The sequence below is a fragment of the Amphritea atlantica genome (assembly GCF_900111095.1).
Lineage (GTDB): Bacteria > Pseudomonadota > Gammaproteobacteria > Pseudomonadales > Balneatricaceae > Amphritea > Amphritea atlantica.
Window position 1 is genome coordinate 43495 of record NZ_FOGB01000010.1, and the last position, 26785, is coordinate 70279.

At 52.2% G+C, this 26785-nt stretch carries 22 protein-coding genes and 5 tRNA genes; 14 read left to right on the forward strand and 13 right to left on the reverse strand.

Annotated elements, in window-relative coordinates:
- The first annotated feature begins 34 nt into the window (after positions 1-34).
- Positions 35-1300 (forward strand): SO_0444 family Cu/Zn efflux transporter, encoded by a 1266-nt coding sequence (locus BMY09_RS15495; RefSeq protein WP_091360144.1) that lies wholly within the window; start codon positions 35-37, stop codon positions 1298-1300.
- On the forward strand, positions 1297-1923 hold the full coding sequence (locus BMY09_RS15500; protein ID WP_091360146.1) for an ankyrin repeat domain-containing protein: 627 nt from the start codon (positions 1297-1299) through the stop codon (positions 1921-1923). The genes BMY09_RS15495 and BMY09_RS15500 overlap by 4 nt, the downstream gene beginning before the upstream one ends.
- Positions 1924-1942: 19 nt before the next feature.
- Here the strand turns inward: BMY09_RS15500 and BMY09_RS15505 are convergent, their stop codons facing one another.
- From BMY09_RS15505 to hemA, 6 genes are all read right to left on the reverse strand, one after another.
- Positions 1943-2296 (reverse strand): RidA family protein, encoded by a 354-nt coding sequence (locus BMY09_RS15505; protein ID WP_175483561.1) that lies wholly within the window; start codon positions 2294-2296, stop codon positions 1943-1945.
- Between the two features lie 159 nt (positions 2297-2455).
- The gene (locus tag BMY09_RS22220) at positions 2456-2851 is read right to left on the reverse strand and encodes a CoA-binding protein (RefSeq protein WP_175483562.1); all 396 of its coding nucleotides are present in this window, start codon (positions 2849-2851) and stop codon (positions 2456-2458) included.
- A 15-nt stretch (positions 2852-2866) separates the two neighbouring features.
- Complete coding sequence (locus BMY09_RS22225; protein WP_175483563.1) at positions 2867-3622, reverse strand: HesA/MoeB/ThiF family protein; 756 nt, start codon at positions 3620-3622, stop codon at positions 2867-2869.
- Complete coding sequence (gene prmC / locus BMY09_RS15515; RefSeq protein WP_338024079.1) at positions 3612-4478, reverse strand: peptide chain release factor N(5)-glutamine methyltransferase; 867 nt, start codon at positions 4476-4478, stop codon at positions 3612-3614. The genes BMY09_RS22225 and prmC overlap by 11 nt, the downstream gene beginning before the upstream one ends.
- Positions 4478-5566 (reverse strand): peptide chain release factor 1, encoded by a 1089-nt coding sequence (gene prfA, locus BMY09_RS15520; protein WP_091360149.1) that lies wholly within the window; start codon positions 5564-5566, stop codon positions 4478-4480. Before prfA ends, prmC begins: the two co-directional genes overlap by 1 nt.
- Positions 5567-5572: 6 nt before the next feature.
- Positions 5573-6841 (reverse strand): glutamyl-tRNA reductase, encoded by a 1269-nt coding sequence (gene hemA / locus BMY09_RS15525; protein WP_091360150.1) that lies wholly within the window; start codon positions 6839-6841, stop codon positions 5573-5575.
- 180 nt (positions 6842-7021) lie between these two features.
- Between hemA and BMY09_RS15530 the strand changes: the two genes are divergently transcribed.
- The 12 genes from BMY09_RS15530 (at position 7022) to BMY09_RS15590 (ending at position 16337) form a co-directional block, all read left to right on the forward strand.
- Positions 7022-8761, forward strand: a complete 1740-nt coding sequence (locus BMY09_RS15530) for a tetratricopeptide repeat protein (protein ID WP_175483564.1) — start codon at positions 7022-7024, stop codon at positions 8759-8761.
- A gap of 40 nt (positions 8762-8801) precedes the next feature.
- A complete protein-coding gene (gene lolB, locus BMY09_RS15535; protein ID WP_091360154.1) occupies positions 8802-9398 on the forward strand; it encodes a lipoprotein insertase outer membrane protein LolB in 597 nt (198 codons plus the stop codon).
- A gap of 96 nt (positions 9399-9494) precedes the next feature.
- Positions 9495-9569 (forward strand) — tRNA-Gln (locus tag BMY09_RS15540).
- Positions 9570-9721: 152 nt separating this feature from the next.
- Positions 9722-10663: a ribose-phosphate pyrophosphokinase gene (locus tag BMY09_RS15545; protein ID WP_091360156.1), complete on the forward strand. Its 942-nt coding sequence runs from the start codon at positions 9722-9724 to the stop codon at positions 10661-10663.
- A 129-nt stretch (positions 10664-10792) separates the two neighbouring features.
- The gene (locus BMY09_RS15550; protein ID WP_091360157.1) at positions 10793-11392 is read left to right on the forward strand and encodes a 50S ribosomal protein L25/general stress protein Ctc; all 600 of its coding nucleotides are present in this window, start codon (positions 10793-10795) and stop codon (positions 11390-11392) included.
- 21 nt (positions 11393-11413) lie between these two features.
- A complete protein-coding gene (gene pth, locus BMY09_RS15555; RefSeq protein ID WP_091360159.1) occupies positions 11414-12007 on the forward strand; it encodes an aminoacyl-tRNA hydrolase in 594 nt (197 codons plus the stop codon).
- A 16-nt stretch (positions 12008-12023) separates the two neighbouring features.
- Positions 12024-13115, forward strand: a complete 1092-nt coding sequence (gene ychF, locus BMY09_RS15560; RefSeq protein ID WP_091360160.1) for a redox-regulated ATPase YchF — start codon at positions 12024-12026, stop codon at positions 13113-13115.
- A 187-nt stretch (positions 13116-13302) separates the two neighbouring features.
- Positions 13303-13379, forward strand: a tRNA-Met gene (locus tag BMY09_RS15565).
- A gap of 19 nt (positions 13380-13398) precedes the next feature.
- A tRNA-Gln gene (locus BMY09_RS15570) sits at positions 13399-13473 on the forward strand.
- A gap of 38 nt (positions 13474-13511) precedes the next feature.
- Positions 13512-13588, forward strand: a tRNA-Met gene (locus BMY09_RS15575).
- 9 nt (positions 13589-13597) lie between these two features.
- Positions 13598-13672: transfer RNA gene (locus BMY09_RS15580), tRNA-Gln, on the forward strand.
- Positions 13673-14201: 529 nt separating this feature from the next.
- Positions 14202-16337 (forward strand): EAL domain-containing protein, encoded by a 2136-nt coding sequence (locus BMY09_RS15590; RefSeq protein WP_091360163.1) that lies wholly within the window; start codon positions 14202-14204, stop codon positions 16335-16337.
- 313 nt (positions 16338-16650) lie between these two features.
- Here BMY09_RS15590 and serB read toward each other — a convergent pair whose 3' ends face one another.
- The 7 genes from serB to BMY09_RS15625 form a co-directional block, all read right to left on the reverse strand.
- A complete protein-coding gene (gene serB, locus BMY09_RS15595; protein WP_091360165.1) occupies positions 16651-17877 on the reverse strand; it encodes a phosphoserine phosphatase SerB in 1227 nt (408 codons plus the stop codon).
- A gap of 150 nt (positions 17878-18027) precedes the next feature.
- Complete coding sequence (locus BMY09_RS15600; protein ID WP_091360167.1) at positions 18028-18774, reverse strand: efflux RND transporter periplasmic adaptor subunit; 747 nt, start codon at positions 18772-18774, stop codon at positions 18028-18030.
- Positions 18771-20765, reverse strand: a complete 1995-nt coding sequence (locus BMY09_RS15605; protein WP_091360169.1) for a preprotein translocase subunit SecA — start codon at positions 20763-20765, stop codon at positions 18771-18773. The genes BMY09_RS15600 and BMY09_RS15605 overlap by 4 nt, the downstream gene beginning before the upstream one ends.
- A complete protein-coding gene (locus BMY09_RS15610; RefSeq protein ID WP_091360172.1) occupies positions 20758-22902 on the reverse strand; it encodes a hypothetical protein in 2145 nt (714 codons plus the stop codon). Before BMY09_RS15610 ends, BMY09_RS15605 begins: the two co-directional genes overlap by 8 nt.
- A gap of 34 nt (positions 22903-22936) precedes the next feature.
- Positions 22937-24760 carry a GAF domain-containing protein gene (locus BMY09_RS15615; RefSeq protein WP_091360173.1) on the reverse strand — a complete coding sequence of 608 codons (1824 nt, stop codon included), beginning with the start codon at positions 24758-24760 and terminating at the stop codon, positions 22937-22939.
- Between the two features lie 90 nt (positions 24761-24850).
- On the reverse strand, positions 24851-25156 hold the full coding sequence (locus BMY09_RS15620) for a DUF3467 domain-containing protein (RefSeq protein WP_091360175.1): 306 nt from the start codon (positions 25154-25156) through the stop codon (positions 24851-24853).
- 36 nt (positions 25157-25192) lie between these two features.
- Positions 25193-26785 (reverse strand): calcium-binding protein (locus BMY09_RS15625; RefSeq protein WP_175483565.1); only part of this gene is annotated, 1593 nt, incomplete at its 5' end.

Consider the following 26785-nt stretch of genomic DNA (forward strand, 5'->3'; position numbering starts at 1 on the left):
TAACATATCCAGTAGTCAATACAGAGGGACTGTGATGCTGCAGGAATTTTTCGACAATCTACTGGACCTTTTTCTGGATACGGCAATCTGGCTGCTGTTAGGCCTGGTTCTGGCTGCGATACTCAAAGGCTGGATCCCATCCGCACTGGTCAGAAAATGGCTTAGCGGCAAAGGGCCAGGCGGCGTCATCCGGGCAGCCTTTATTGGCGCGCCACTACCGCTCTGCTCCTGTGGCGTACTACCCACCGCCATAGGCCTGCGTCGCTCCGGCGCATCCAAGCCCGCCACGGTCTCCTTTCTGGTTGCCACACCGGAAACCGGGGTTGACTCAATTTCGGTAACCTACGCCCTTCTTGGCCCGGCCATGGCGATCATCCGACCGGTATCAGCCATCTTCAGTGCTATTGTCAGCGGCATTATGATCCTTATGTTTGATCGTGATGATAGCGCACCGCAACAGACAACCGACACCAAACCCACGAGCAGTTGCTGTAGCAGCAAAGAAAAAGCCCTGTCTGGCTGTTGTAGTCCTGCGCAAGAGAGCGTCTCCAGCTGCTGTAGCAGCAAAGAAACAACCATCAGCAGTGCCTGTGACGAAGAGAAAGCAGTGAGCAAAAGTTGCTGCAGCAAACCAGCAAAAACCGAAACCAGCTGCTGTAGCGCCCCATCGGAAACAACTGACAAACTCGAAACTGCTGGGAAAACAGGCTGTTGCGGCGAGCAAACCACAGTGCCGGAGCAAGCAGGGATTCTGGCCGGACTGCAGTTTGCAATGGTCGATATCCTCGATGATATTTCTAAATGGCTTGCCTTTGGCCTGGTGCTGGCGGCGGTCATTGCGACACTGGTCGAGCCTGCCAGCCTGAGTCAGTGGGGCAGCGGACTGACGGGGATGCTGCTGATGCTGGTTGTTGGCCTGCCACTCTATATCTGCGCTACCGCCTCCACACCGCTGGCAGCAGCACTGCTGGCTGCTGGCATGTCGCCCGGTGCGATTCTGGTATTTCTGCTGGTAGGCCCTGCCACGAATATTGCATCGCTGGGCATTCTTACCCGGGAACTGGGTGCCAGGGCGGTGGTTATCTATCTGTGCGGAATCAGTGTTTGCGCGGTCGCCTTAGGACTGGCAACCGATGCGATCCTGACCAGTCAGTCACTCACCGTTGGCGTTGCCATGGAGCATCACGATTCTCAGGCTTATGTAGCGATTAAGTGGATCGCTGCGATCATCCTGTTTCTGCTTGCCGTTAAACCCCTGCGGCAGATTTTCTGGAAAACAGAGGCAGCAACCTGCACATGAGTTTTTTTACCCGTCGCAGCCTCAACAAACTCCAACAAGCCGTCATCTCGGGCGACCTCACTCTGCTGAAAAAGCAGTTTACTAAACTGGATCAGACGCTGTTGACTGAACACAGATTCAACTATGACAACAGCGTCTGTAACTTGCCAGAACTGGCGATCCGCTCGGGACAGCCAAAGTCACTGGCTCACCTGCTACAGGCCGGCTGTACTCGCCAATCGACTCACAGTGACCCACTGCTCTATCAGGCACTGCAACACCCGCAACAGAGTCTGGCATTGATGACGGTGCTGCTTCAGGCTGACGCCCCTGTTGACTACCCGGATAACGACCCCGGGTCGGCTCTGTTTGCCTGTTTCAGATATTGTTCTGACGACACACTGATGCTGCACCTGAGTCGCCTGAATGAGTACGGCGCGGATCTGAATAGGCGCGATGCTGAGGGTAAAACACCGCTTTTGATGGCGCTGCAATCTGACTATAAAGCACTGGTTCAGATGTTGATAAACAGTGGAGCCGAGCTGCCGGATGAAATTCCGCAGGGCTGTTGTAGTGAAGAGATCATCGGCTACGCCAGAAGACTGGCCGATGACCTTAAAATCAGACAGATGATGCTGGGCTAATCAGCATGCGCAGGCTTAATTACTTTTTAAGCGCTGCGATAACGGAGACTTCCACCAGCAGTTCGGGCCGTGCCATACGGGCTTCAACACAGGCACGGGCAGGCGCATGACCCTCCGGTACCCAGTTATCCCACACCTCATTCATATCCGCAAAGTCTTTCATATCACGAATATACAGGGTCGCTGAAAGGATATGTTCACGATCACTGCCCGCCTGTTGCAGCAGTGCATCAACCTTTTCCAGCATGGTGGAGGTTTGTTCTTTAATTCCGGCAGTGGCATCTTTAGCCACCTGACCACACAGATATACCGTATCGTTATGGATCACGATACGGCTCATCCGCTGGCCGATCTCCTGGCGTTCAATTGACATCAGTATTCACCCTTTATGTAAACCGGATATTGTAGTGAATCACCATGGAGACACCAGCCAGATGCCCCTGAATTCAGGAGCATCGACGGAAAAAAGAGAGGAAGTCGAAAAAATATCAGAAAATAATACTACAGCTAACCCCAAAACCTGCCTGTCGGCTCAGAGACGGGGAATCTCAATCGCAGGACAACGGTTCATGACCACCTGCAAGCCGGCCGCCTCTGCTTTCTCTGCCGCAGGCTCATTGATCACGCCCAGTTGCATCCAGACCGCTTTGGCTTTCACGGCAATCGCTTCGTCGACCACATCGCCCGCTTCAGCCGAGTTGCGGAAGATATCCACCATATCGATCGGTTCTTTAATATCCGCCAGCGAGGAAACCACCTCCCGACCGCAAATCTGCTCACCCGCTTTGAGAGGGTTCACCGGAATCACGTTATAACCTTTGGCCAGCAGAAAATGCATCACCTGATTGCTGGCACGGTGTGACTTAGGGCTTGCTCCCACCATCGCAATAGTTTTGGTATTGGTTAATATCTGACGAATTGTGTCCATGAAACACGGTACCTCTTATTTATTTTTATCGCCGCAGCAGGGGCACTCAGGATCCCGTCGCAGCTTCAGTGTTCGCCAGTCCATATGGCGACCGTCCAGCAGTAATAACCTGCCCACCAGCGGCTCACCCAGATCCGCCAGTACTTTTAATGCTTCCATCGCCTGCACCGAGCCGATAATACCAACCAGCGGTGCCAGCACGCCACTTTCGGCGCAGGTCAGATTTTCATCATCGCCATCCCGATAGAGACAGCGATAGCAAGGGGCATCTTCACGACGGGGGTCAAACACCGCCACCTGCCCTTCGAGGCGTATCGCCGCCCCTGAAACTAGAGGAGTCTGATGCTTTACACAAGCAGCATTCACCGCAAAACGGGTAGTAAAGTTATCACAGCAATCGACCACCAGATCGCATTCAGCCACCTGCTTTTCCAGCGCAGCCTGATCCAGCCGGGTGTTGATTGCCACCACCTCAGTATCGGGGTTGAGCCCGGCAATGGTCGCTTTCGCCGAATCAACCTTGGCCATCCCAATGGTCGCCGTACGGTGGATAATCTGCCGCTGAAGATTGGTTAACTCAACCTGATCGTCATCCACCAGCACCAGACGACCGACACCCGCTGCAGCCAGATACATCGCCACCGGACTGCCCAGCCCTCCCAGGCCGATAATCAGCACAGAGGCGGTTAACCAGGACTCCTGTCCGGCGATATCCACCTCAGGCAGCATAATCTGGCGACTGTAGCGCAACAGCTGATCATCATTCAGCATCACATCTCTTCTCTTGTTTCACTGATTCTGTCCAGCGGGCCCAGGTGATGCGGTCATTTGCCCCATAATCCTGTGCCGTTCCGATCTCGTGGTAGTGCAGATCAGCGAGCAGCTGCTGCACCTTCACCGCCTGATCATAGCCATGTTCAAACAGCAGCCAGCCACCATCCACCAGATAATTGCGCGCTTCGCTGGCGATATAGCGAAGATCTGCCAGCCCATGATCCTCTGCAATCAGCGCACTCAGCGGTTCAAAGCGTACATCCCCCTGCCCCAGATGTGGGTCATCAGGATCGATATAGGGCGGGTTGCTGACAATCAGCTCAAACCGCCCAGCAACCGGCTCAAACCAGCTACCCTCTGATACTATGACATTCTCCAGCCCGATTCGTTGCCGGTTTTTTTCTGCCAGGGCAACAGCCTCCGGCACCCGGTCAACGGCAACCAGACTCCAGGCGGGGCGTTCCGATGCCAGCGCCAGTGCAATGGCACCGGTTCCGGTGCCCAGATCCAGGACTCTGGCAGCCTGCGACGGCAGCAGTTCCAGCGCTTTTTCTACCAGGCACTCGGTATCGGGACGGGGGATCAGGGTAGTGGCATTCACCTCCAGGTCCAGTGTCCAGAAGCCGCGACTGCCAGTCAGGTGCGCCACAGGCTCCCCCTGAATACGGCGCTGAATCAGCCGTTCAAACGTTGCCTGCTGCTGTGCAGTCAGGGGATCGTCCCGATGGGTAAACAGAAAGGTACGACTGCATTCAAGGGTATGGCAGAGCAGCAGTTCAATATCGGCTGCCGGACTATCGCTGGTCGCGGCAAGCTGCCCGGCACAGGCCTGAGCATCACTGATCTTCATCATCAGCTTTCGTCAGACAGGGCACCCAGTAACTCCGCCTGGTACTCGCTGACCAGAGGATCAACCACCGCACCCAGAGCACCTTCCATCACTTCCTGAAGTTTATACAGGGTCAGATTGATACGGTGATCGGTAATCCGCCCCTGCGGAAAGTTATAGGTGCGAATCCGTTCAGAGCGGTCGCCGCTGCCCACCAGTGACTTACGGGTGCTGGCCTGAGCCGCAGCATGTTTTTCCTGCTCTGCCGCCTGCAAACGTGACGCCAGCAGAGACATCGCTTTTGAGCGGTTCTTGTGCTGTGAACGCTCATCCTGACACTCAACCACGACGCCAGTGGGAATATGCGTAATACGGATCGCAGAATCAGTTTTGTTGACGTGCTGTCCACCGGCCCCCGAGGCGCGGAAGGTATCAACTCTCAGATCAGCCTTATTGATCTCAATATCACTGACCTCATCCATCTCAGGCATCACCGCCACGGTGCAGGCGGACGTGTGAATCCGCCCCTGGGATTCGGTTTCCGGGACCCGCTGCACCCGATGCGCACCGGATTCAAATTTCAGGCGCGAATACACATCTTTACCAACTATGCGCGAAATAACCTCTTTATAACCGCCGTGTTCCCCCTCGCTGGCGCTGATAATCTCCAGTTTCCAGCCCTGATTTTCTGCATAGCGGGTATACATTCGCAGCAGATCGCCAGAGAAGATAGCAGCCTCATCGCCACCGGTTCCCGCCCGCACTTCAACAAACACGTTACGGGAGTCATTCGGATCTTTCGGCAACAGCAGAATCTGCAGTTCCTGCTCCAGCGTCTCAATATTCTCCTTCGCGGCGGAAAATTCCTCCTTCGCCATCTCCCGCATATCCGGATCACTATCATCCAGCATCACCCGTGCTTCTTCCAGATCGGCTTCAGCAGCCTGGTATGACTGGAAGCATTTAACCACCGGTTCCAGCTCAGAATATTCCATAGAATAAGCACGAAACTTATCCTGATTAGAGATAACCCCGGCATCCCCCAGCAACGCCGCCAGCTCTTCATAACGGTCGGCCAGGCTTTCCAGTTTATGGGCAATCGATTCTTTCATCACTAATCAGTCTTCTTTTACATTATGAGACAGCTGAAACAGATCCTGCGCCATCTCGAGATAGTCATCACGCCCCTCGGCGCTGGCTTTACGCAGCTGTACGGTGGGGCTGTGAATTAATTTATTGGTTAAACCACGCGCCAGATTGTTGAGCACCATTTGCGCATCTTTGCCATTGTTCAGTTGCCGTAGCGCTTTTTCCAGCTCGACATCGCGCAGCTGTTCTGCCTGCTGGCGTAACGACATCACGGTTTCTACGGCCCCCAGAGCGCGCAGCTGACGCATAAACTCCGAGGCACCCGCCTCTACCAGGGTTTCCGCTTCCTGCGCGGCGGTTTCACGGCTGCGCACATTCTCTTCGATCACCTCTTTCAGGTCATCAACGGTGTAGAGATAGACATCATCCAGCTCAGCAACTTCGTGCTCAATATCCCGGGGAACCGCGATATCCACCATAAAAATGGGACGGTGTTTGCGCTTTTTCAGCGCTGACTCAACCGCCCCCTTACCCAGAATCGGTAGCTGGCTGGCGGTCGATGCAATAACAATATCGGCATCTTCAAGCGCGTCAGGAATATCCCCCAACAGAATAGCCCGGGCATTAAACTCTTCCGCCAGCGCCTCGGCCCGTACCAGCGTCCGGTTGGCTACGGTCATCTGTTTAACGCCGGCTTCGGACAGATGCCGGGCGACCAGTTCAATGGTTTCCCCCGCACCGATCAACAACGCTTTACTCTGGCTCAGATCGGCAAAGATATGCTGCGCCAGACTCACCGATGCATAAGCCACCGAGACCGGGTTCTCACCAATCGCCGTATCGGTACGGACTTTCTTAGCCACGGCAAAGGTCTGCTGAAACAGCCGATCCAGTTCCGCCCCCACCACTCCGGCATTCTGTGACACCGCATAGCTGGACTTAAGCTGCCCGAGAATCTGCGGTTCACCCAGCACCAGAGAATCCAGACCACTGGCTACCCGCATCATGTGCTGAGCAGCTTCCTGCCCCCAATGGGCATAACTGCAGCGCTGCAACTCATCCGGATCAAGACTGTGATAACTGCCCAGCCACTCTAACAGCGCACGGGTTCCTTCCAGCTCTGTGGAGCAGTAAAGCTCAGTTCGATTACAGGTCGAGAGAATTGCCACCTCTTTCAGATGCGCCAGTTCACAGGCCTGCGCCAGTGCATCGGCCATCTGCTCTGGCGCAAAAGCGACCTTCTCCCGGACCGAGACCGAAGCTGTCTTATGATTGATGCCTAATGCGAGCAAAGCCATAAAGGAAAATATCACCCAGATTGAAATAGCGCGTAATAATACACTTTATTCACTGAAAGGTTAAAATACCCGTGCCGCATCAGGTCAATTTTTTACGATTTACTTCCATATATGACAACACCCCTGCGATTCATCTATAGTGGAGCCATCAATCTCTTTGCGACAGATAAAATCAGCAAAATGAAAGCACCTACTCTTGTAAAAACAGCCGCAACATCGGTTGCCGTTACCTTAATAGCCGCACTGATGACGTTAAGTGGCTGCACCGGCAAGTTTAGCAAACCTGGACCCGACACTGAGGTTCCCCCTCTCGCCCCGGTGGAATACCATCCGGGAGAGCTCAACCGGGAAACCCTGTACGAGCTGATCGTGGCGGAAATTGCCGGACAGCGAAAGGAGTTTGATCTGTCGCTGAACAACTACCTGCATCAGGCACAGATGACCGGCGATCCGGAGATCGCCAAGCGCGCGACCTATATTGCCCAGTACCTGCAACGGGATGATCAGTTGCTGGAAGCCAGCAAACTCTGGCAAAAAGCAGAGCCGGACAACCCCGAGCCCTACCTGATCTCTGCCAGTCTGTTACTGCGCAAAGGCGATTTCACCGCTGCCCTACCGCTGCTGCGCAAAGCGCTACACCACTCCGATAAACAGACACTGATGATCATCAGCGCCCAGGCTGACAAGTTCAGTCCGGAAGAAGCCGACGCCTACATTAAGCTTCTGGAAGAGCACGCCAGCAAGGAGACCGATGCCACCCTGCTGACAACCCTGGGGATTCTCTACGGAGTTCAGGGCAACAATATCAAGGCCTTACAGCGCTTTAACGCGGCCATCGCTGAAGACCCGGATCACCAGGAAGCGGTGATACAGAAAGCGGAACTACTGCGGTCACAAGGGGATTACCGTCAGGCGATCAAAGTGCTTGAGCCACAGCTGGCCGCCGATCAGCCTGATCAGCAAATCTTCACCCTCTATGTCCAGCTGCTGTTCCAGTCAAAACAAACGAAAAAAGCGGTAAAACAGGCCCTGCTACTGGTGGATACTTTCCCGGATGAACCGCAGCTAACCTTCTACACCGCCCTGCTCCTGCTGGAAAACGAACAGGTGGAACAGAGCCGCAGCATTATGCAGGACCTGCTACAGCGCTACCCGGACAATACCACGCCCCACTACTATCTGGGCTTGATTGAGCAGCATGAAGGCAATACAGAAGAGGCGATCAGCCATTTCCTTAAAGTCAAAGACCCTAACAATATCCTCCAGGCTTACCGGCGTATCGGGGCGTTGCTCGACCACCCCAACAACCGCACCCGACTGCAGAATATTCTGCAGGATGCACGCGGCAGCATGCCCGAAATCGATATTCAGCTATACGTCATGGAGGCGGAATGGCTCAACCTGCATGATTTTAAGGATGCCGCGCTGAGTATTCTTGATGAAGCCCTGCAGCTGCATCCGGATGATGCCAACCTGCTCTACACAAGGGCGATGACCCTTGATCCCCAGGATATCAGCCTGATTGAGAAAGATCTGCGACAGGTACTGGCGCTGGAACCGGACAACAGTATGGCACTGAACGCGCTGGGTTATACACTGACGCTCTACACCGACCGGTTTGATGAAGCCTTTGAGCTGATCAGCAAAGCCTTAGCGCTTACCCCGGACGATCCGGCAATCCTCGACAGCATGGGCTGGATACTGCTGAAACAGGGCAAAGCCGCTGAAGCGGTGGGCTTCCTGCAACAGGCCTACGACGAGTTTCCCGATCCGGAGGTCAGCGCCCATCTGATTCAGGCTTACCATGCCGCGGGACAGCAGCAACAGGCGCTGCAGCTATTAAAACAGGAGCAACTGAAGCACCCGGATAATGAGTTCTTAATCGAAGCGGCCACCTCTATTAACGCTCCTCTGGATTAAGATCTGGATTAAGCTCTGGAAAAAGTGACCGGATAACACCATGCGATTACGTTTACTGATCTTAGCCGCGGTCCTGCTACTGAGCGGCTGTACCGGACTGACACCTAAAGACCAGGTGGCGCCTACAGAACGTCCCTGGGAGGAGCAATACCCCGCTCTGTTAGCAGCGGACAGCTGGCAACTGAAAGGCAAAATCGCGATCCGTACCGCCCGTGAGAACAACAACGCCAGCCTGTTCTGGCAGCAGCTGCAACAGCACTATCAGATTGAGCTGACCGGCCCACTGGGTCAGGGAGGCGCCCGCATCGAAGGTGACGATGATGGCATCACCATCGATATCGCCGGAGAGGAGCCTCTCTGGGCCGCGACCCCTGAACAACTGATGGAACAAACTCTGGGGTGGCAGTTCCCGGTGCGGGATCTGCCCTACTGGATCAGGGGAGTTCCCGCACCGGGTCACCCCTTCGAACTCAGTATGAAGCAGCAACATCTGCAAAAACTGCAGCAGAACAACTGGGAAATCAACTACTTAAGATTCACCAACCAGAACGGATATATGCTCCCGGAGAAGCTGACTATCAGCCGCAACGATCTGCGACTGACCATCATCGCCAAAGAGTGGCAGATACAACTCTGAAATTACCGATTTTAAGCGCCATATGTTTGACTTTAACTTCCTGTTCCGGGAAAATGTGCGCCTCTTTTACGGGCTCAGCTCGTAGATTTGGGTTACTGGGGTATCGCCAAGCGGTAAGGCAACGGGTTTTGATCTCGTCATGCGGAGGTTCGAATCCTCCTACCCCAGCCAACTTTAACCTGCCCCTGACCGGGGGTGTTAAAGAACCTGGCCGGGCAACGGCTCCTGACCCTTTTTAATGAGGTTTAAGTAGAGTGGAAGCCCCGTCACAAACAAAGTACGAATCTCAATTTAACGACTGCAGATCCGAGAAGGTAGACACTGTGCCTAAAATGATGGTCTTCACTGGCAATGCAAATCGCCAGCTGGCTGAGAAAGTTGTAGAGCGCCTGGATATTCCCATGGGCGAAGCCTCAGTAACAAAATTCAGCGATGGTGAAATCAGCGTTGAGATTCTCGAGAACGCCCGTGGCAAGGATGTATTCATCCTCCAGTCCACCTGCGCGCCAACCAACGACAACCTGATGGAACTGATCGTCATGGCTGACGCACTGCGTCGCGGTTCTGCCAGCCGGATTACAGCGGTGATCCCCTATTACGGCTACGCCCGTCAGGACCGCCGGCCTCGTTCCGCCCGGGTTGCGATCAGCGCCAAAGTGGTTGCCGATATGCTGGCCGGTGTAGGCATCGACCGGGTACTGACCGTCGATCTGCATGCGGACCAGATTCAGGGTTTCTTTGATATCCCTGTTGATAACGTTTATGGATCTCCGGTACTGCTGGATGAGATCGCTCGTCAGAGCTATGACAACCCGATTGTTGTCTCGCCTGATGTTGGCGGTGTGGTACGAGCCCGAGCGGTTGCCAAGCAGCTTGGTTGTGACCTGGCGATTATCGATAAGCGTCGTGAGAAGGCCAACGAGGCGCAGGTTATGAACCTGATCGGTGATGTGCGCGGTCGTACCTGTATTCTGGTCGACGATATGTGTGACACCGCAGGCACGCTGTGTAAAGCCGCCGGAGCCCTGAAAGCGAATGGCGCCGAGAAGGTAGTTGCTTATGCAACCCACGCCGTACTATCCGGCGCAGCAATCAGCAATATCTCAGGTTCTGATCTTGATGAACTGGTTGTCACTGACACCATCCCGCTGAGTGAAGCGGCAGCAAACTGTTCACAGATCCGCCAGCTGACTCTGGCACCGATGCTGGCAGAAGCGGTACGCCGCGTCTGCAACGAAGAATCTATCAGCGCAATGTTCCGTTAAGGCCGCGATCTTAACGGTAGCTGATACATATCCCAAACGGGAAAACGTGCCCATTATGGGCTTACTGAAATAACTGCAAGTACCTGGTCGCAAGGTGTTTGCAGTTTTGTTTTTACTGAAGGTATTAAAATGACCGATTTTGTATTGAATGCACAGCCTCGTACTGACGAAGGGAAAGGTGCGAGCCGCCGCCTGCGTCATACTGGTTTTGTTCCTGCTGTAGTTTATGGCGGTGACAAGCGTAAAAAGCCTGTGTCTATCTCCCTGGAAAACCGCGTTCTGGTTAAACAGATCGAAGATCCAAGCTTCTTCTCCTCTATTCTGACTCTGGAACTGGAAGGTAAAGAAGAAAAAGTGATCGTTAAGGACCTGCAACGTCACCCGGCTAAAAGCTCTGTGATGCACGTTGACTTCCAGCGCGTCACCAAATCTACGCCTATCGAAATCATCGTGCCGCTGAACTTTGTTAACTTCAACCAGTCTCCAGCCGGTAAAGCGTCAGGTAAATTCACTATCCAGCAAAACACTGCGAAAGTTCTCTGCCTGCCAGAAAACCTGCCAGAAGCACTGGACGTTGATCTGTCTGGCGTTGCGATGGACCAGGTTATCCACCTGTCTGACATCACTCTGCCAAAAGGTGTTGAGATTGTACAACTGCGTCGTGGTGCTGACCGTGACCAGGGTATCGCTCAGGCTTACGCACCTCGCGCAGCTAAAGCAGGCAAGTAATAGCTGACCACAGGCTCCGGTATGCAAGACCAGATACAACTGATCGTTGGCTTGGGCAATCCAGGCCAGAAGTATGACCAGACCCGTCACAATGCCGGAGCCGACTTTGTCGGGCAGCTTGCTGCCCGACACCTTATCCAACTCAAGCCCGAAACGAAGTTTCACGGCCTGTATGGCAAGATCACACTGAATGGCAACCCCGTTCACCTGCTGATCCCAACCACTTTTATGAATCTCAGTGGCCAGGCGGTTGCCTCTCTGGCTAATTTTTATAAGATTCCTGCTGAACAGATACTGGTCGCCCATGACGAACTCGATCTGCCCCCCGGTGTTGCCCGCTTTAAACAAGGCGGAGGTCACGGCGGACATAACGGGTTACGCGACATTATCAGCAAACTGGGCAACAACAAGAATTTTTATCGCCTGCGCATCGGCATCGGACACCCCGGCAGCGCAGGCGAGGTCACCGGCTTTGTCTTGAAAAAAGCCCCCGCGTCCGAGTTCAGCATGACCCAAGCGGCTTGCGATGAAGCAATGCGGGTACTGGAACAGGCCGCCGGTGGCGACTGGCACAAAGCGATGACAACCTTACACTCTTTTAAGCCGAACAACTGACGACAGGATTACAGCCATGGGTTTCAAATGCGGCATCGTTGGCTTGCCAAACGTAGGCAAATCGACTCTGTTTAACGCCCTGACCAAAGCGGGCATTGGCGCGGAAAACTTTCCTTTCTGCACGATTGAACCCAACGCTGGCGTTGTTCCTATGCCAGACCCCCGTCTGGATGCCCTGGCAGAGATCGTCAAACCTGAGCGGGTTCTGGCAACCACCATGGAGTTTGTCGATATCGCCGGTCTGGTAGCCGGTGCCTCCAAAGGCGAAGGACTGGGCAATAAATTTCTCGCCAACATCCGCGAAACCGACGCCATCGCACACGTGGTTCGCTGTTTTGAAGATGAAAACGTGATTCACGTTGCCAATAAGATCGATCCGATCGATGATATTGAGATCATCAATACCGAACTGGCACTGGCAGATCTTGAATCAGTTGAAAAACAACTGAATAAGGTGATGCGGGTTGCCAAAAGCGGCGATAAAGATGCGCTGAAATCCAAAGTAATCCTGGAAAAAATTCTGGCGCAGCTGGAACAGGGGAAACCGGTTCGGGCGCTGGACCTGGATGAGGCAGAGCAGGCAGAGATCCGTCAGTTCCACCTGCTGACCGTTAAACCAACCATGTATATCGCCAATGTTGCCGAAGATGGCTTTGAAGACAACCCTCATCTGGACAAAGTGATCCAGCTGGCCAAAGAGGAAGGCGCTGAGGTGGTTATCATCTGCAACAAGATGGAAGCCGAGATCTCCGAACTGGAAGATGAAGAAAAGCTCGAGTTCCTGCAGGAGATGGGCATGGAAGAGCCAGGTCTTGACCGGGTAATCCGTGCCGGATACTCCCTGCTGGGGCTGCACACCTACTTCACCGCCGGTGTTAAAGAGGTGCGTGCCTGGACAGTCAAACAGGGAGCAACGGCGCCTGAAGGTGCTGGCGTAATCCACACCGATTTCCAGAAGGGTTTTATCCGCGCCGAAGTGATTGGCTATGATGACTTCATTCAGTACAAGGGGGAAGCGGGTGCCAAGGATGCCGGTAAGTGGCGTCTTGAGGGTAAAGACTACATCCTCAAAGATGGCGATGTAGTTCACTACCGCTTTAACGTTTAATACGAAAACAGGAGAGTATTTACGACTCCTCCCCTGTTTTTCGTACAAAAAATAGCCATTCTGAAGTCATTCAGGATGGCTATTTTTTTGCCTGACAAAAGGCAGCGAAATTGACCGGTTTTTTCCCGCCAATTGGTTGACATGATTGGTAAAAAAGAGAATAATTCGCGGCCTTGATAAGTGCTAAGGCAATATAGCTCAGCTGGTTAGAGCATCGCATTCATAATGCGAGGGTCGCAGGTTCGAGTCCCGCTATTGCCACCATTCACTTATCAGGTAATGCTGGGGTATCGCCAAGCGGTAAGGCAACGGGTTTTGATCTCGTCATGCGGAGGTTCGAATCCTCCTACCCCAGCCAATTTATATAACGGTTATTAAACCCACTGTTATATAGATGGCAATATAGCTCAGCTGGTTAGAGCATCGCATTCATAATGCGAGGGTCGCAGGTTCGAGTCCCGCTATTGCCACCATTCTTTTGCTGGGGTATCGCCAAGCGGTAAGGCAACGGGTTTTGATCTCGTCATGCGGAGGTTCGAATCCTCCTACCCCAGCCATTCTTTTGTTTCTCTGCAATGTTCAACAAAACTCCCTGACTTCCAGTTTGTACGAGAACCTCGAGGTTCGACAAATTGCGCAGCAATTTGAGACGAGCGCCAGCGAAGCCCGCAGGGGACTTAGCGTCGAAGACGTTAAGGATCAATCCTCCTACCCCAGCCATTCTTTTCTGGCTTCAAGCTACTCAGTTCTTAAAATAATCCCAAGTCCACACAACCACCTGGCACATAAACGATAAGTGGCTAGTTGTTAGTAGCTAGGAAAAGCAAATAATTGATCCTGCCAGACAGATAGAATAACTTTCTTACAAGGCTCTTACTCCTTCAATCATCACATATTCAACTAAGAAGGCTTTTCCGAGCAACGAACAAGTCACGCTCTTTGTGACGTCGAGCAACGAGCGACGGCTCTTATCACCTTCAAGATAAGCTACGAGCTACTGTTTTTTAACAGCCTTCCCGCTGACAGATCAACTCAAAGCGGATACACTCAGAGATCCATAGAGTGTTTTAACTGCAGAAGAAAACCATGAGCGGACAAGCAGCAACAGGCGCGCCTGATGGCCTGTTAAAAAGGATTATTTCTGAAAAGCGACAGCGACTGCGCAAAAATGTGCATATCCTGTTTCTCGGCCTGACCGCAGAGGAAGCGGATCCGATAATCACACTGTTACGGGGCGCACGTCTCGCCCCCAGAGGCCAGCAGGCACAGTCAGCCGAAGAGTTTCACCAGGCCCTCAGCGAACGCTCCTGGGACCTGATCCTGAGCCCTCAGGTTGAAGGCCAGTTCGGCGCCAAAGAGGCGGTACAGATTCTTCACCGGCTGAACAAAGATATCCCGATTATTCAACTGGTACCCAAAAGCAACAGTCAGGCCCTGCTGCAGGGGCTGAAGGCCCGGATGGCAACGGTGATCTCGCTGGAGGAGCAGGAGCTGTTGCTGATTCAGATTCGCAGACAACTGGAGCACCTGGAAAACCGGCGACGTCTGCGCATTGTTGAGGCACAACTGGCCGAATCTGACAAGCGCTGTCAGCAACTGGCAGAACTGTCAAAACTACCGGTTATCTATCTCACCTCTGATCTGGTAACCCTGTATAGCAACCCGGCATTCTCTGAGTTGTTTGGTCTGGATGACAATAACGACCAGCAGTATGAACCGCTGGATAAGTTCACCGTATTAAAAGACCGTGATCTGTTAAAAACAGCACTACAGGACGCTCTGCAAAGTAACAGTCACGGCGTTAAAACCGAGCTGAAAGCACGCCGTGTCGATGGCACAAACTTCCAGGCGCACTTCAATATCCAGCAGACGCGTTATCTCAATCAGGACTGCCTTCAGGTCATTATCAGCCCGGAGATCAGGGGCAATGAAGAGAGTTTCGAAAACCTCGACCCGACCACCCGCCTGTTTGATGCCAACTACATTATAAGTGCCCTTGAAAAAGCCGTTCACCGGGCACTCACCGGTGGATCGGACTGCCATCTCCTGTATATCAGATTTGATAATTACAGCGCTCTGCAGTCTGAACTGGGGACCAGCGGTTGCGATATCGTATTGGCAGATGTCGCCGAGTTAATGCAACAGAAGATCAACAAAACCCATATTTGCGCCCGCCTGGAAGAGGATGTATTTGCCATTCTGTTCCATGACCCCAGCCCCGATAAAGCGATGAAACTTGCCGACCTGCTGTGTCAATCGATCGCGCAGCTGAATATTGATGTCACCGGCAGCAGCGTACAGACCACCTGCAGCATCGGGGTCTGTTCAATCAATGATAATGCCCCCCACTACATCGAGTTGATAGACCGTGCCAGAGTTGCTGCAGATGAAGTGCTTAACAATGGTCAGCGGGGTAACGGCGTCAAACTGTTTGAACTGGCAGATGAAGATCATGATGATATCGATGATTCATCGATCAAAATGATCGTCGATGCACTGGAAAACGACAAGTTCCGTATCCTGTTCCAGCCCATAGTCGCCCTCGCTTCCGCCAATGGCTGGGGTAACTATGAAGTCTTCCTGCGCTTGCAGGAGAACGAGGGTGAGGAGGGCTTATCGCCCAACGTTTTCCTGGCGACCATGGACAACGCCGATATCAGTATCCGAATCGATCAGTGGGTTATTCAACACGCTTTTGTCCGTGTCGCAGAGCAACTCAAGCAGCATCAGCGAAGCCGGTTATTTATCAACCTGACCACAGGCTTTTATCAGGATGCAGATGCTCTGAACTGGATTGCAGATCAGCTTAAGGAACACCGTATCCCAGCAGAGATGATCGTGTTTCAGGCCAGCGAGTCGGACCTGAGTACCAGCCAGGTACAGGCCGAACAGTTCCGCTTTGGCCTGAAAAAGCTTGGCTGCAAGTTCTGCATCAAGCATTTCGGAGTGTCTGAAAACCGTGAGCTGCTGCGCAAAAAACTGAAACCCGATCTGGTTAAACTGGACGGTTTCTACATCCAGGATCTGAGTAATTCATCGGAATCAGACAAAGCCTTCGCGGCCCTGATTAAAGACCTGAAAGGTTCGGGCATCGGCAGTATCGCCCCGCTGGTTGAAGACACCCGTCTGATGGGTAAACTCTGGAAACTGGGGGTCGATTATATTCAGGGCTACTACCTGCAACCCCCTGCCGAAGACATGACCTACGATTTTTTTGAATAGCATGAAAAGCCGTGGCTAGATCGCGGCTTCTCTGATAACTTCAGATCGCCGCTTCGCGGCTAGCTAGTGGTTAGAACGTCGCTTCGCGACTGCTAGAAAAAGCATAAAAGGCCGTTGCTAGATCGATGCTTCGCATCTTGCTTGTGGCTCGACGGAAACTTCGTTTCCTTGCTCGAAGAAGCGTATACATTCCCACGCGGGAGCGTGGGAACGAGTGGAATAGCTTGCCAGAAGGCGGGGCTTTAAGCTCTTGATTTTTCTAGCAACTAACAACTAGCGAGCGGCGAAGCCGCGTCTAGCGACTTCTTTGCTTTTATAACGTATCCCGATCCCGGAAGCCGATCAGGTAGAGAATCCCATCCAGCCCCAGCGTTGAGATCGCTTGCTTGGCGCTTTGGCGTACCAGTGGCTTGGCACGGAAAGCGATGCCCAGGCCAGCGATGGAAAGCATCGGCAGGTCATTGGCTCCATCGCCGACGGCGATGGTCTGTTCCAGACTCACGCCCTCTTTCTCGGCGATTTTGCGCAGCAACTCGGCCTTACGCTTACCATCGACGACGGTGCCGGTAACGTTGCCGGTGACTTTACCGTCAACAATCTCCAGTTCGTTGGCATAGACGTAATCGAACCCCAGCTTCTGCTGCAGATAGTTACCGAAGTAGTTAAAGCCACCTGACAGTATCGCGGTTTTAAAGCCCAACGCCTTAAGCTTTGACACCAGCTCTTCAACACCTTCGGTAAGCGGTAAACTGTGCGCGATCCGTTCGAGAACGGACTCGTCCAGCCCCTTCAGCAGCGCCATGCGCCGTTTAAAACTCTCGGTGAAGTCGATCTCCCCGCGCATCGCCGCTTCAGTAATCTCCGCCACCTGCTCACCAACTCCAGCCTCTTTGGCCAGTTCATCAATCACTTCCGCTTCAATCAGGGTAGAGTCCATATCGAACACCACCAGCCGACGATTACGGCGATAGATATCATCCTTCTGGAAGGCAATATCCAGATCCAGGTCGCTGGCAATACGGAGAAAATCTTCACGTAACTGGGCCGAATCGGCCGGTGCGCCACGAACGGAAAACTCAACACAGGCGCGGGTCTTTTCGCCACTCTGTTCCTGCGAGGCTGCATCAAGAGACACCCGCCCCGACAAGCGACTGATATTATCGATATTCAGACCGTGGTCGGCAGCGGTCTGGGTAACCTTACCGATATGCTCAGCGGTGATCTTACGCGCCAGCAGGGTAATAATATGGCGCGACTTACCCTGTTCACCGACCCAACCGGTATATTCAGCTTCGGTGACCGGTTCAAAGCGGATATTCATATCCATCTCATGGGCTTTAAACAGGATATCCCGAAGCAGACTGGACGCTTCGGCCCGGGCCGGAACACCGATCAGAATCCCCAGTGACAAGGTGTTATGGATAACCGCCTGGCCAATATCGAGAATATCGATCTCAAACTGGGCAAGAATACTGGTAATTGAGGAGGTAACGCCCGGCTTGTCCTGGCCGGAGATGTTGAGCAGGATGATCTCTTTCATGACCTATTCGCATTGCGTGCTAAAGATGGGCGGATTATACCATCGCTATAATTTATTGCTGTTAAAGATCGAAACGGATAGTGGACTTTATACCGAAAGAGGCAGAACCTCAGCAGCGTTAAAGTCCACGTCATGAAGCTCATGGTGACCTTAAGGGTTACTGACCGGCTGAACTGAACAACGGATACCGGCAGGAATTTTATTTCCAGGATTCGGCATCACTAGCTGCACCCGAAATGTACCACTGGCGGAATCAATTAAAGGATCGACAATAACCACTCTGGCGGAGCTGGCAGCCAGCACATCAGACTCAGGCTTGATCAGAAATTCCTGCTGCAGCGAAATTTTGCCAAAATAGCTGGAGGGTAATAGCAGATCCACATGCAGTGGGTCTAATGTGGCCAGTGACAAAATAGGGTCTGTCGTCACGTACTCGCCCTCATTGTTGAAACGGTTAACAACGACACCGTTAATGGGGCTGGAAACCTTGCGCAGCTTAAGTTCCTGCTGCTTTAAACGTAGCTCAGACTTTGCAATCAGCACCTCTGTTTCAATTTCATCGCGCTCATTTGCGGTCAGAATATCTTCGTCATACAGGTCCTTGTTGCGCTGCTGCTTTCTTTTAGCGAACTCCGCTCTTACATTTGCCAGTTTAACTGCCTCCCTTTCTACACCGGCTTTTAACTGGAATAACAACTGACCCTTTTTAATACTGTCACCCCGTTTAACCTGCACATCATCAAGAACACCGGTGACGGGTGAACTTATCTGTACTTTCTCACTCGGTTCTAACATGCAACCCAGCGTTGACAGGGTCAGCTCTTCTGCGTGAGCAGTGTCGAACTGAGTGAAAATAAGGCCTGCAGCAAGCATCAACATGACATGTTGTTTGTTCATTTTTTATCCCCGGTAAATGCCAGCGTCCGCTGACGCTGCGTATCTACTTTTATGAGTTGCATACGCTGTCGGTAATGACTGCGCGATAGTTTGTTCTGGCAACTCAGCTGAATGCGATAACCCAACCGATGAGGCAGCTTGATGCCGGTCGTGCTCACGGCCTTTAAAAACTTTCTCAGCAGCGGACCGGCCATCCGTTTAACCAGTTGATCCTCAAATGATAAGATCTCACTGACACAGCCAGGATCCCCCTGGCGCGCACTTCGCCCAGCTAACTGCCGGTCTATCCGGGCGGCATCCTGCAGCTCGGTAATAATGACATGTAACCCTCCTGAAGCCCGTGTTTCTTCAGTCAGCTTGATATCTGTTCCCCGCCCGGCCATGCTAGTCGCCACCATGACGGCTCCGGGATGACCGGCGACAGCGACGATCTCCGCTTCCTCTTTATCCTGGCGTGCGTTTAATATCTTATGCTTGATAGACTCGCGGGTCAGCACCTCGCTGATCGCTTCTGATGATGCAACCGAGTTTGTACCGATGAGTATCGCTTGCCCCTGTGACACAAGTTCATGGGTGAGTTGTGCAACCCGCTGCCACTTTTCCGCTTCCGTCAGATACACTTCACGAAAGCCTTTCTTTCGCTGGCTTTTTTTCAGCAGGGGGATCGTTTCACTGCGCAGGCGATAAACATCCAATAACTCTCCGGCCACCTCACGGACGGTACCGGTCATACCGCATAGATGATGATACTTTCTGAAAAAGTTCTGATAACTGATCTCTGCATTGGTTTCCCTGGGCTTGGTCAGTTCACACTTCTCTTTCATTTCGATCATCTGCTGCAGGCCTTGCCCCCAGCTGCGTCCGGGCATGACACGACCGGTATACAGGTCGACAATCTGCACCGCACCCTCTTCATCGATAATGTAATCCCTGTCCAGATGGTAGACATGCAGGGCCGACAGAGCCTGTTTCACCAGCGGTTCACGATAAAAGCTGCTATTCCACAGACCATCGAGCGGTTCACAACTCTCAATTAATAACGCATGACCAGCCGGAGTAAGATGAATCTGAGAGTTTTCATCCTGTTTAAAATGGATCTCTTTTTCATACTTTGCGGCAATATCCATGGCGGTCTTCAACAGGCGCTCTTCCCGTTGACCAAACTTTTCCTGGCCGGAAATAATCAGTGGTGTTCTGGCTTCATCAATAAAAACGCTATCGGCCTCATCCACGATGGCAAAATGTAAACCGCGTAATAATAAATTGTCTGACCAGGATAAATCCCCCGTCAGTAACGATGCCTGCTGAATGCGCGTTGTTTTTCTATGAGCCAGTACCAGGCTGTCTTTCAGAAAATCAAAGGTAAGCTCTTTATTGCTGCAATAGCAGATATCACAGGCGTAGATCTGCCGCCGTTCCTGTAACTCCTTTTCATGAACAATAACCCCTACCGATAACCCCAGAGCCTCATACAGCGGTAACATCTCTTCTCCATCCCGTTCCGCAAGGTAATCGTTAATGGTCACCACATGCACAGGAATGCCAGCAAGTCCCGCAGTCGCAGCAGCCAGCGTCGCTGCCAGAGTTTTGCCCTCCCCCGTTGCCATCTCGGCAATTCCGCCACGCAGCATCGCCAGTGAGGTCCTGATTTGCGTATGGTGATGGCGCATACCAAGCACCTGGCCACTCACCTCCCGGATAACGGCAAAGGCTTCGATAATGGTCGCTGTACTGATCCCTTCCAGGCGCAGTGTCTGACGAATGCTGATGAGTGCCTGATCAAGTTCATCAGCGGTACAACGCTCAAGCGCTGCCGAGCGTTTAAGTATTGAGTTGACGATACGCTCGTTGCGCCTTAACAGCCTATTATTGAGCTTATTCGCAAGCTCTTTTGATCGCTTGAGAAAGGTATCGAGGCGATTACTGTCCTGCCATTTATACTCGTTACGTAAACCGGCAATCACCGGCTGTTTACTCGCATACTCAGACACTGAAGTACTCCAGGAAAGTACGACGCACTAAACGATAGAGCCGGTAGATGATCGCCTCAGGCGGGTGCTCAAACTTCAGATGGATACGTTCATCAACATAGACTGAGGGAAAATGTTCAAACTCAAGCGCAACGATGAAGTATCGCCTCAGCGCCTGAGGGGTATCTGAGGCGCTGGAAGGGTCCATAATAATATCTCCCCCGGCCGATTCCGTCAGTATTCCACTCACGGGCTCTTTTGTCGCAGCAGGAAAGACAAACCAGCTCTGCGGCTTCAACCGGGTATTCAGATCAGATGTTTGCAGGGCAAATACCGCTTCAGATCTGTCCCGAACCAGCTCAATATCGGCTTCCGGTACCATTCCTCGAATCGAAATATCATTATCGGTTATGACATAGCCGATCAGATCGCCCCGCCGCACAAATCTCCCGGGAAGGTCTGCAGGATTTCTCAGAGACCAGGTTCCGTCCGCCTGAGCATATAGATTTAAGGACGCGAGCCTTGTTTCGTTCTCTTTCAGTTCCGACCTTAAACGCGACAATTGATTATCGTATATCTTTAACTGAACCGGGTCGTTCCAGACACCTTGCCGTTCGGCACTTGCCTCTGCGAACTGCTGTTGTAACACTAATTGCTCTTTACGCAGCTGAGGGTTAGTGCAACTGACCAGCAAGTCGCCCTGATGAACAGTGACACCTGAGGGTTTATGTAACTGTTCCACAAAACAGCTCTCCTCAGCCAGAACACGACGCTGCTTGTCCATCTGCACCACACCTTCAACACTGGTGGTCAACGGCAAAGGCAGTACGCATAACAGCAGCAATACGATGCCGGCAGTCACTGGAATCATCACTGAAGGACTCCGCCGTCCCGACCGGATATCGGAGTCTTGCCAGGCTTTTTTCAACAGTTTGAAGTTTGGCACAATTAATGTCCCAACCAGCGCCCATATCGCCAGGACAATACCCACAAAGAAATATTTCTGTGCCACAAACAGCACAATGGTGACCATCAGGAACATGCGATAGATGTAGGAGGCAAAACCGTAAACAAACAGCCAGATCGCTTCGCGCCGGTCATACGCGGGGGAGGCCAGGCCACTCACTCCAAACATAAACCGCTTGGTCAGCCATCCCCAGTATTGATTAGCACGCTGCCCCAGGTTGGGAATTTCAACACAATCCGCCAGTATGTAATAACCGTCGAACCTCAGTAGCGGATTGCCATTCACCATGACGGTGGATAATCCGGCGATGAAAATAACGTTGTAAGCAATAGATTTAACGATGCCGGGTTCAGAATTCACCCAGATAAACATCGCCACGGCAGCAATAAATAACTCAACAATAATCCCGGCTGAGCTGACTAAAATACGCTGTTTCTTATCAGCGAAGGCATTGGTTGACGAGGCATCGACATAGGGCATCGGCAGGAGTACCAGCAACATGACGCCCAGCTCATGAACTTCGCCACCACCACGCTTTACGCAGTAGCCGTGTCCCAGTTCATGTAAGAGCTTTATCACCGGATAAACAAACCATAACAGTAGCAGGTTATCCGCCGCTAATACCCTGTCAGTCACGTTGGACGTTAACTCATCCCAATGCTGGCCAACCATCACCAGCATGCCAATCACCATTACACACCAGACGCATAGCGCAGCCATGGAGAATAGTGGCTGCAGATATTTCTGCGTTGCACTTAAAAAACGTTCGGGGTCGAGCAGAGGGATCTTAATTGATAGTGGCGACTTCAGCTTGGCCATCCAGCGTGTTCTTTCGGCTTCTTTTCCCCGCTCAAACAGTTCACTGATATCACCACTGGTATCCATGCTGACCAGGTTGGCCTGATAGAGACTGGCCAGCAGCTGCAGCATCTCTTCGTGGGTCGGCATCTCTTCACCCAGCCGCTGCGACGATAACTCCCATAGCCGGTCGATGGTCCGTTCACCATTCATCAGGCCCACGATCAGATAAGACTGCGGCGAAAGGCGGCGTACCTGACCGGTCACATGATCTTCGAGGACATACCAGCGTCGTCCTCTGTAGCGGTGTGCATTGACCGTCACATGATGACGCAGGTGGGGCTTCAGTTCGGCAATCTGATACCAGTCGCTGGAAAACAGGTTAGCGCTCATGATAACTCCGTGTCAGTCAGCTGATACAAGTGCACTATCCCCAGAAACGCCACAACCAGAGTTTCATCCAGTCAATCAGACCCCGAGTCCAGATACTGATTAGCAGACGGTCGTCAACATATATCTGCGATACACCTTCAAGACCAACGCGTAACATCTCATCCCGGTTTTCAAAATCGGCTTCCACACGATAAACAGTTGCCCCCTCAATCACCTCCGCCATGGGGTTTATGCGGGTGACGTTGAAAGAGAACTTCTGATCAGGCAGCGCAGACAGCACCAACTGACCAGTTTGCCCCTGACGGATATCATTGATACGAAACTCATCGACATACATCGCTAATCTGAAATCGCTACGCGGTGATAACTCAAATAACACATCGCCCTGACGAACCAGCGTGCCTATCCGCTGACTCAGGTCCCCCGACACAATCAGAGCATCAAAGGGAGCCTTCATTGCCGCTTGCGATATCTGGTATTCGAGCAGCTCTATTTCAGCCCGGGCTCGCTGACTCTGGGCCTTATTGATCTGCACTTGTGTGCGCTCACTTCGCGCCAGGGCCTCTTCATACTTACGCCGGGATGTTGCTTCCTGATTTACCCAGCTCATCAGCTGCAAGCGCAATTCGCGGGTATCCAGTTCGGCTAACAGCTCTCCCTTTTTCAGGGTATCGCCTGCCCTCAGCGTAGCTTTCTGTAAATAACCATCATAGGGTACGACGATAGAACGTAACTCAGCGCCCTCAATAACAGCATCCGCGCTGATGTTATAGTGCCCCGGCATCAGACTAAAAAAGATCGATAAGAGCAGCAGGCAAAACAGGGTAATCTTGCGCCCCAGATGCCCCGGGCCCAGCAGAAGACTCAGTTGGTTTTTAATGCTTCGGAAAATGTACGCATACAGAGGTAAACTGGACTGGCGCTTTTCTTCAAGCACTACCCCGACGAAATTAGTCAGTGCTTCTGCCGTCAGTTGCTCTTCACGGGTGAAAGGGTGTTCTGAGGGGCGGTCGAAAAGCACCGCACCATAGCATGACTCCTTATCCACCAGCGGGACCGTCATCAGTGCTCGCTGGCCTTTTTCACTGGCTAATTGACTGTGCGCATGGGTGACGCGATTATGATCATCCAGCTCGGGCCATAAAATGGATTCTTGCTGATCGACAGCTTCCTGCATCGCCTGAGTTGTCAGTTTCACCAACTCATGCTTTTTACTATGACCACTACTATCTGACTGGGAATGAACCTCTAACTCAGCGTTTTTTACAAATCCCAGGACCACTCTCTCAGCATCCAGGTTTTGTCCCATCAGATTAACAAAACGCAGCGCCGCATGTTCAAAATCACGTTCGCCGAGAACATAAGCAATACTGTCGATGACAATATGCTGACGCTGATTATCCCGGGCAACCACACTTAACAGGTTGCGGGAAAGGCGTAACTCAAGCCATCCGGCACAATATTCGATCAGCGCCAACGCTTTATGCAGCTCAGTTTCATCCTCGGCACTGAGCATCAGGGTGACAACCGCCCGCAAGGCACCATCAACAAAAACAGGGTAACTGCCAATATGATGTTTACCATCATTTAAAGGCAGGATGAGCGGCTGCTTTTTTTTCAGGGTCTCTTCCGTTGCATCCAGTAATAACTTGTCCTGCCCCCCCTCTTCAGGCCAGACAGCAACCGAGTGAAACTGTCCACTTTGCGCTTCATCGGCGACGACTAATGCTACACGTACCTGAGGCAGTTGACTGCACAGCCACTCCAGCCAGGTAAAATGCCAGTTCTCATGATGGGTATCCAGCAACCCATTCAGTTGCTGAACAGAATCCGGCAACGAAGCAGTTATCACACCCATAAATACATTCTTTGTTATCTCTATAAATATAAAAATGCCCCGGTATGTCAAACATACCGAAGCGTTCAGACGTCAGCCAACTCCGGTTATTTAATTTCTATTGATGCCGGCATCATCGAGGGTACCAAAACGCTTTTCATACTCCTCCACGACGTTGTTTAACAGCAGTGATAAACGCTTAGCAGCAAAGGGGCTAACGATAATACGATCTGTCAGCTCGATACCCACCTCTTTCTGTCCTGCACGCCAGGCCTGGTTAGTGCCAAATAACAGAGTCACTTCCTCGCGTGTGCTCGAGACATTACAGACATTTGCGTAAGTGCTACGCATTTTGCTGTCGTCCCACCGGATTTTAGGTCCACTTGCTTTTTTATTATCTACAGTATCGCCAGACATCTATGTTCCCCAATATTTTCCGTTTGAAAGATTTAATTAAAAGTCCTGTTTCTGCCAGATCGAATACTTCCGGCTGGACTGTTTTTTACGCAAGTCCTGCAAGTCTCCCTGGATAACACCCTCTTCATCACTTAAGCGTCCCAGCTTCCATCCTCGCTGACCCGCCACATTGGCTGCTAACAGAAGTCCGACCGCCAGTGAATCCGACAGGGATGCATTCGAGGTTATCGAATAGTCACCTCCCTCTTCAGCAATATCCTCCTGAGAGCGGTTCTCAGAATAGTTATCCCCAGGCGTCCATGATCCATACGTCTCTGCCGCCTGATTAACCGCAGTGGCTGGGATTATGGCATCTTCTGCTGCAACAGGTACAGCCGGTTGCTTCGATTCTTCTGGCTCAGGCCCAGGCTTGGCCATATGACCGGAATGTCTTCTGTGTTCTACCCCAAGTAATGGCAGATTCCGTAAAAACTCTTTCAGCTCACTGTCTGTCATGCGGGAAAGTTCTTCACCATTCAGCAGTGGCATTAAGCGCAAGGCGGTATCTGTCCTTAGTGGCGATTCGTCAGAACTCTCCCGATCCACAAAGATATCATCTGGTCGCTCAGCAAACGGACCAGACCCTGCCCCATAGATATTAAACAGGCTGGCAGATATAACCTCCCGGTCAGTTGGGTCGGATACAATCAACAACGAGGTAAAGTCAGCGGAGTCCTGAATCCGGGCATAGTTACCCAGAATGACATCGGTGGTGAAACTGCCGTCGTAATAGTCAAAACCACTACCCCCCACCATAATATCAAAGCCGTCCCCACCAGAGAGCAGATCACTCGCGCCAAAGGTCGGTAAGGTAGACTGGAAGTCCCTCAGCCCGGTGGCCGATATGGTAATTTCAACAAAGTCACCAAAGATCGCATCCTCGCCATCCTGACCGCTGATCGTGTCGGAACCCGCACCACCCAGACCAATATCATTACCTGCACCCAGATAAACAATATCATCGCCACCCAGCGTCGGATCAACATCATTTCTGATCAGGATTGCAGGTTCAGAGGTAAAGTTATAATTCAGGATACCGGTATCAGCAATGACGATATCGTTATCGGCGCCGCTATTAATCAGATCGCTGCCCAAACCAGCAAAGACAACGTCATCGCCAGCACCGGTACTGATGTTGTCAGCACCGTTACCCTCATTACTGGTGATAACACTCTTCAGCTGACCGGTTTCGTATATGACTTCGCCGGTATCCCCCAGAACAACGTCAGCACCGTTTCCGGTCTCAACGCTGTCCGGCCCGGCGCCTGCCAGAATAAGGTTATCGCCATCGCCGCTTCTGATCGTGTCAGCACCACCTAAAGGTGTTTGAGCCGTGGTGGCCCGCTGGAGAACATCATCGAGATAGATCAGCTCGCCCGCATCCCCCAGTATCACATCAACGCCACTACCAGAGGTAACCGTATCGGCGTTAAAGCCTGCGATCACCCGGTTATTGCCCTCACCGGCATCAATGATATCCACACCGGTACTGATTGCGTCGACATCCGTAGACACCAGTCGTACGGCAAGCCCGTTAGTGTATTCAATCAGACCATTGTCACCAAAGATATCATCATCACCGGCTCCGGT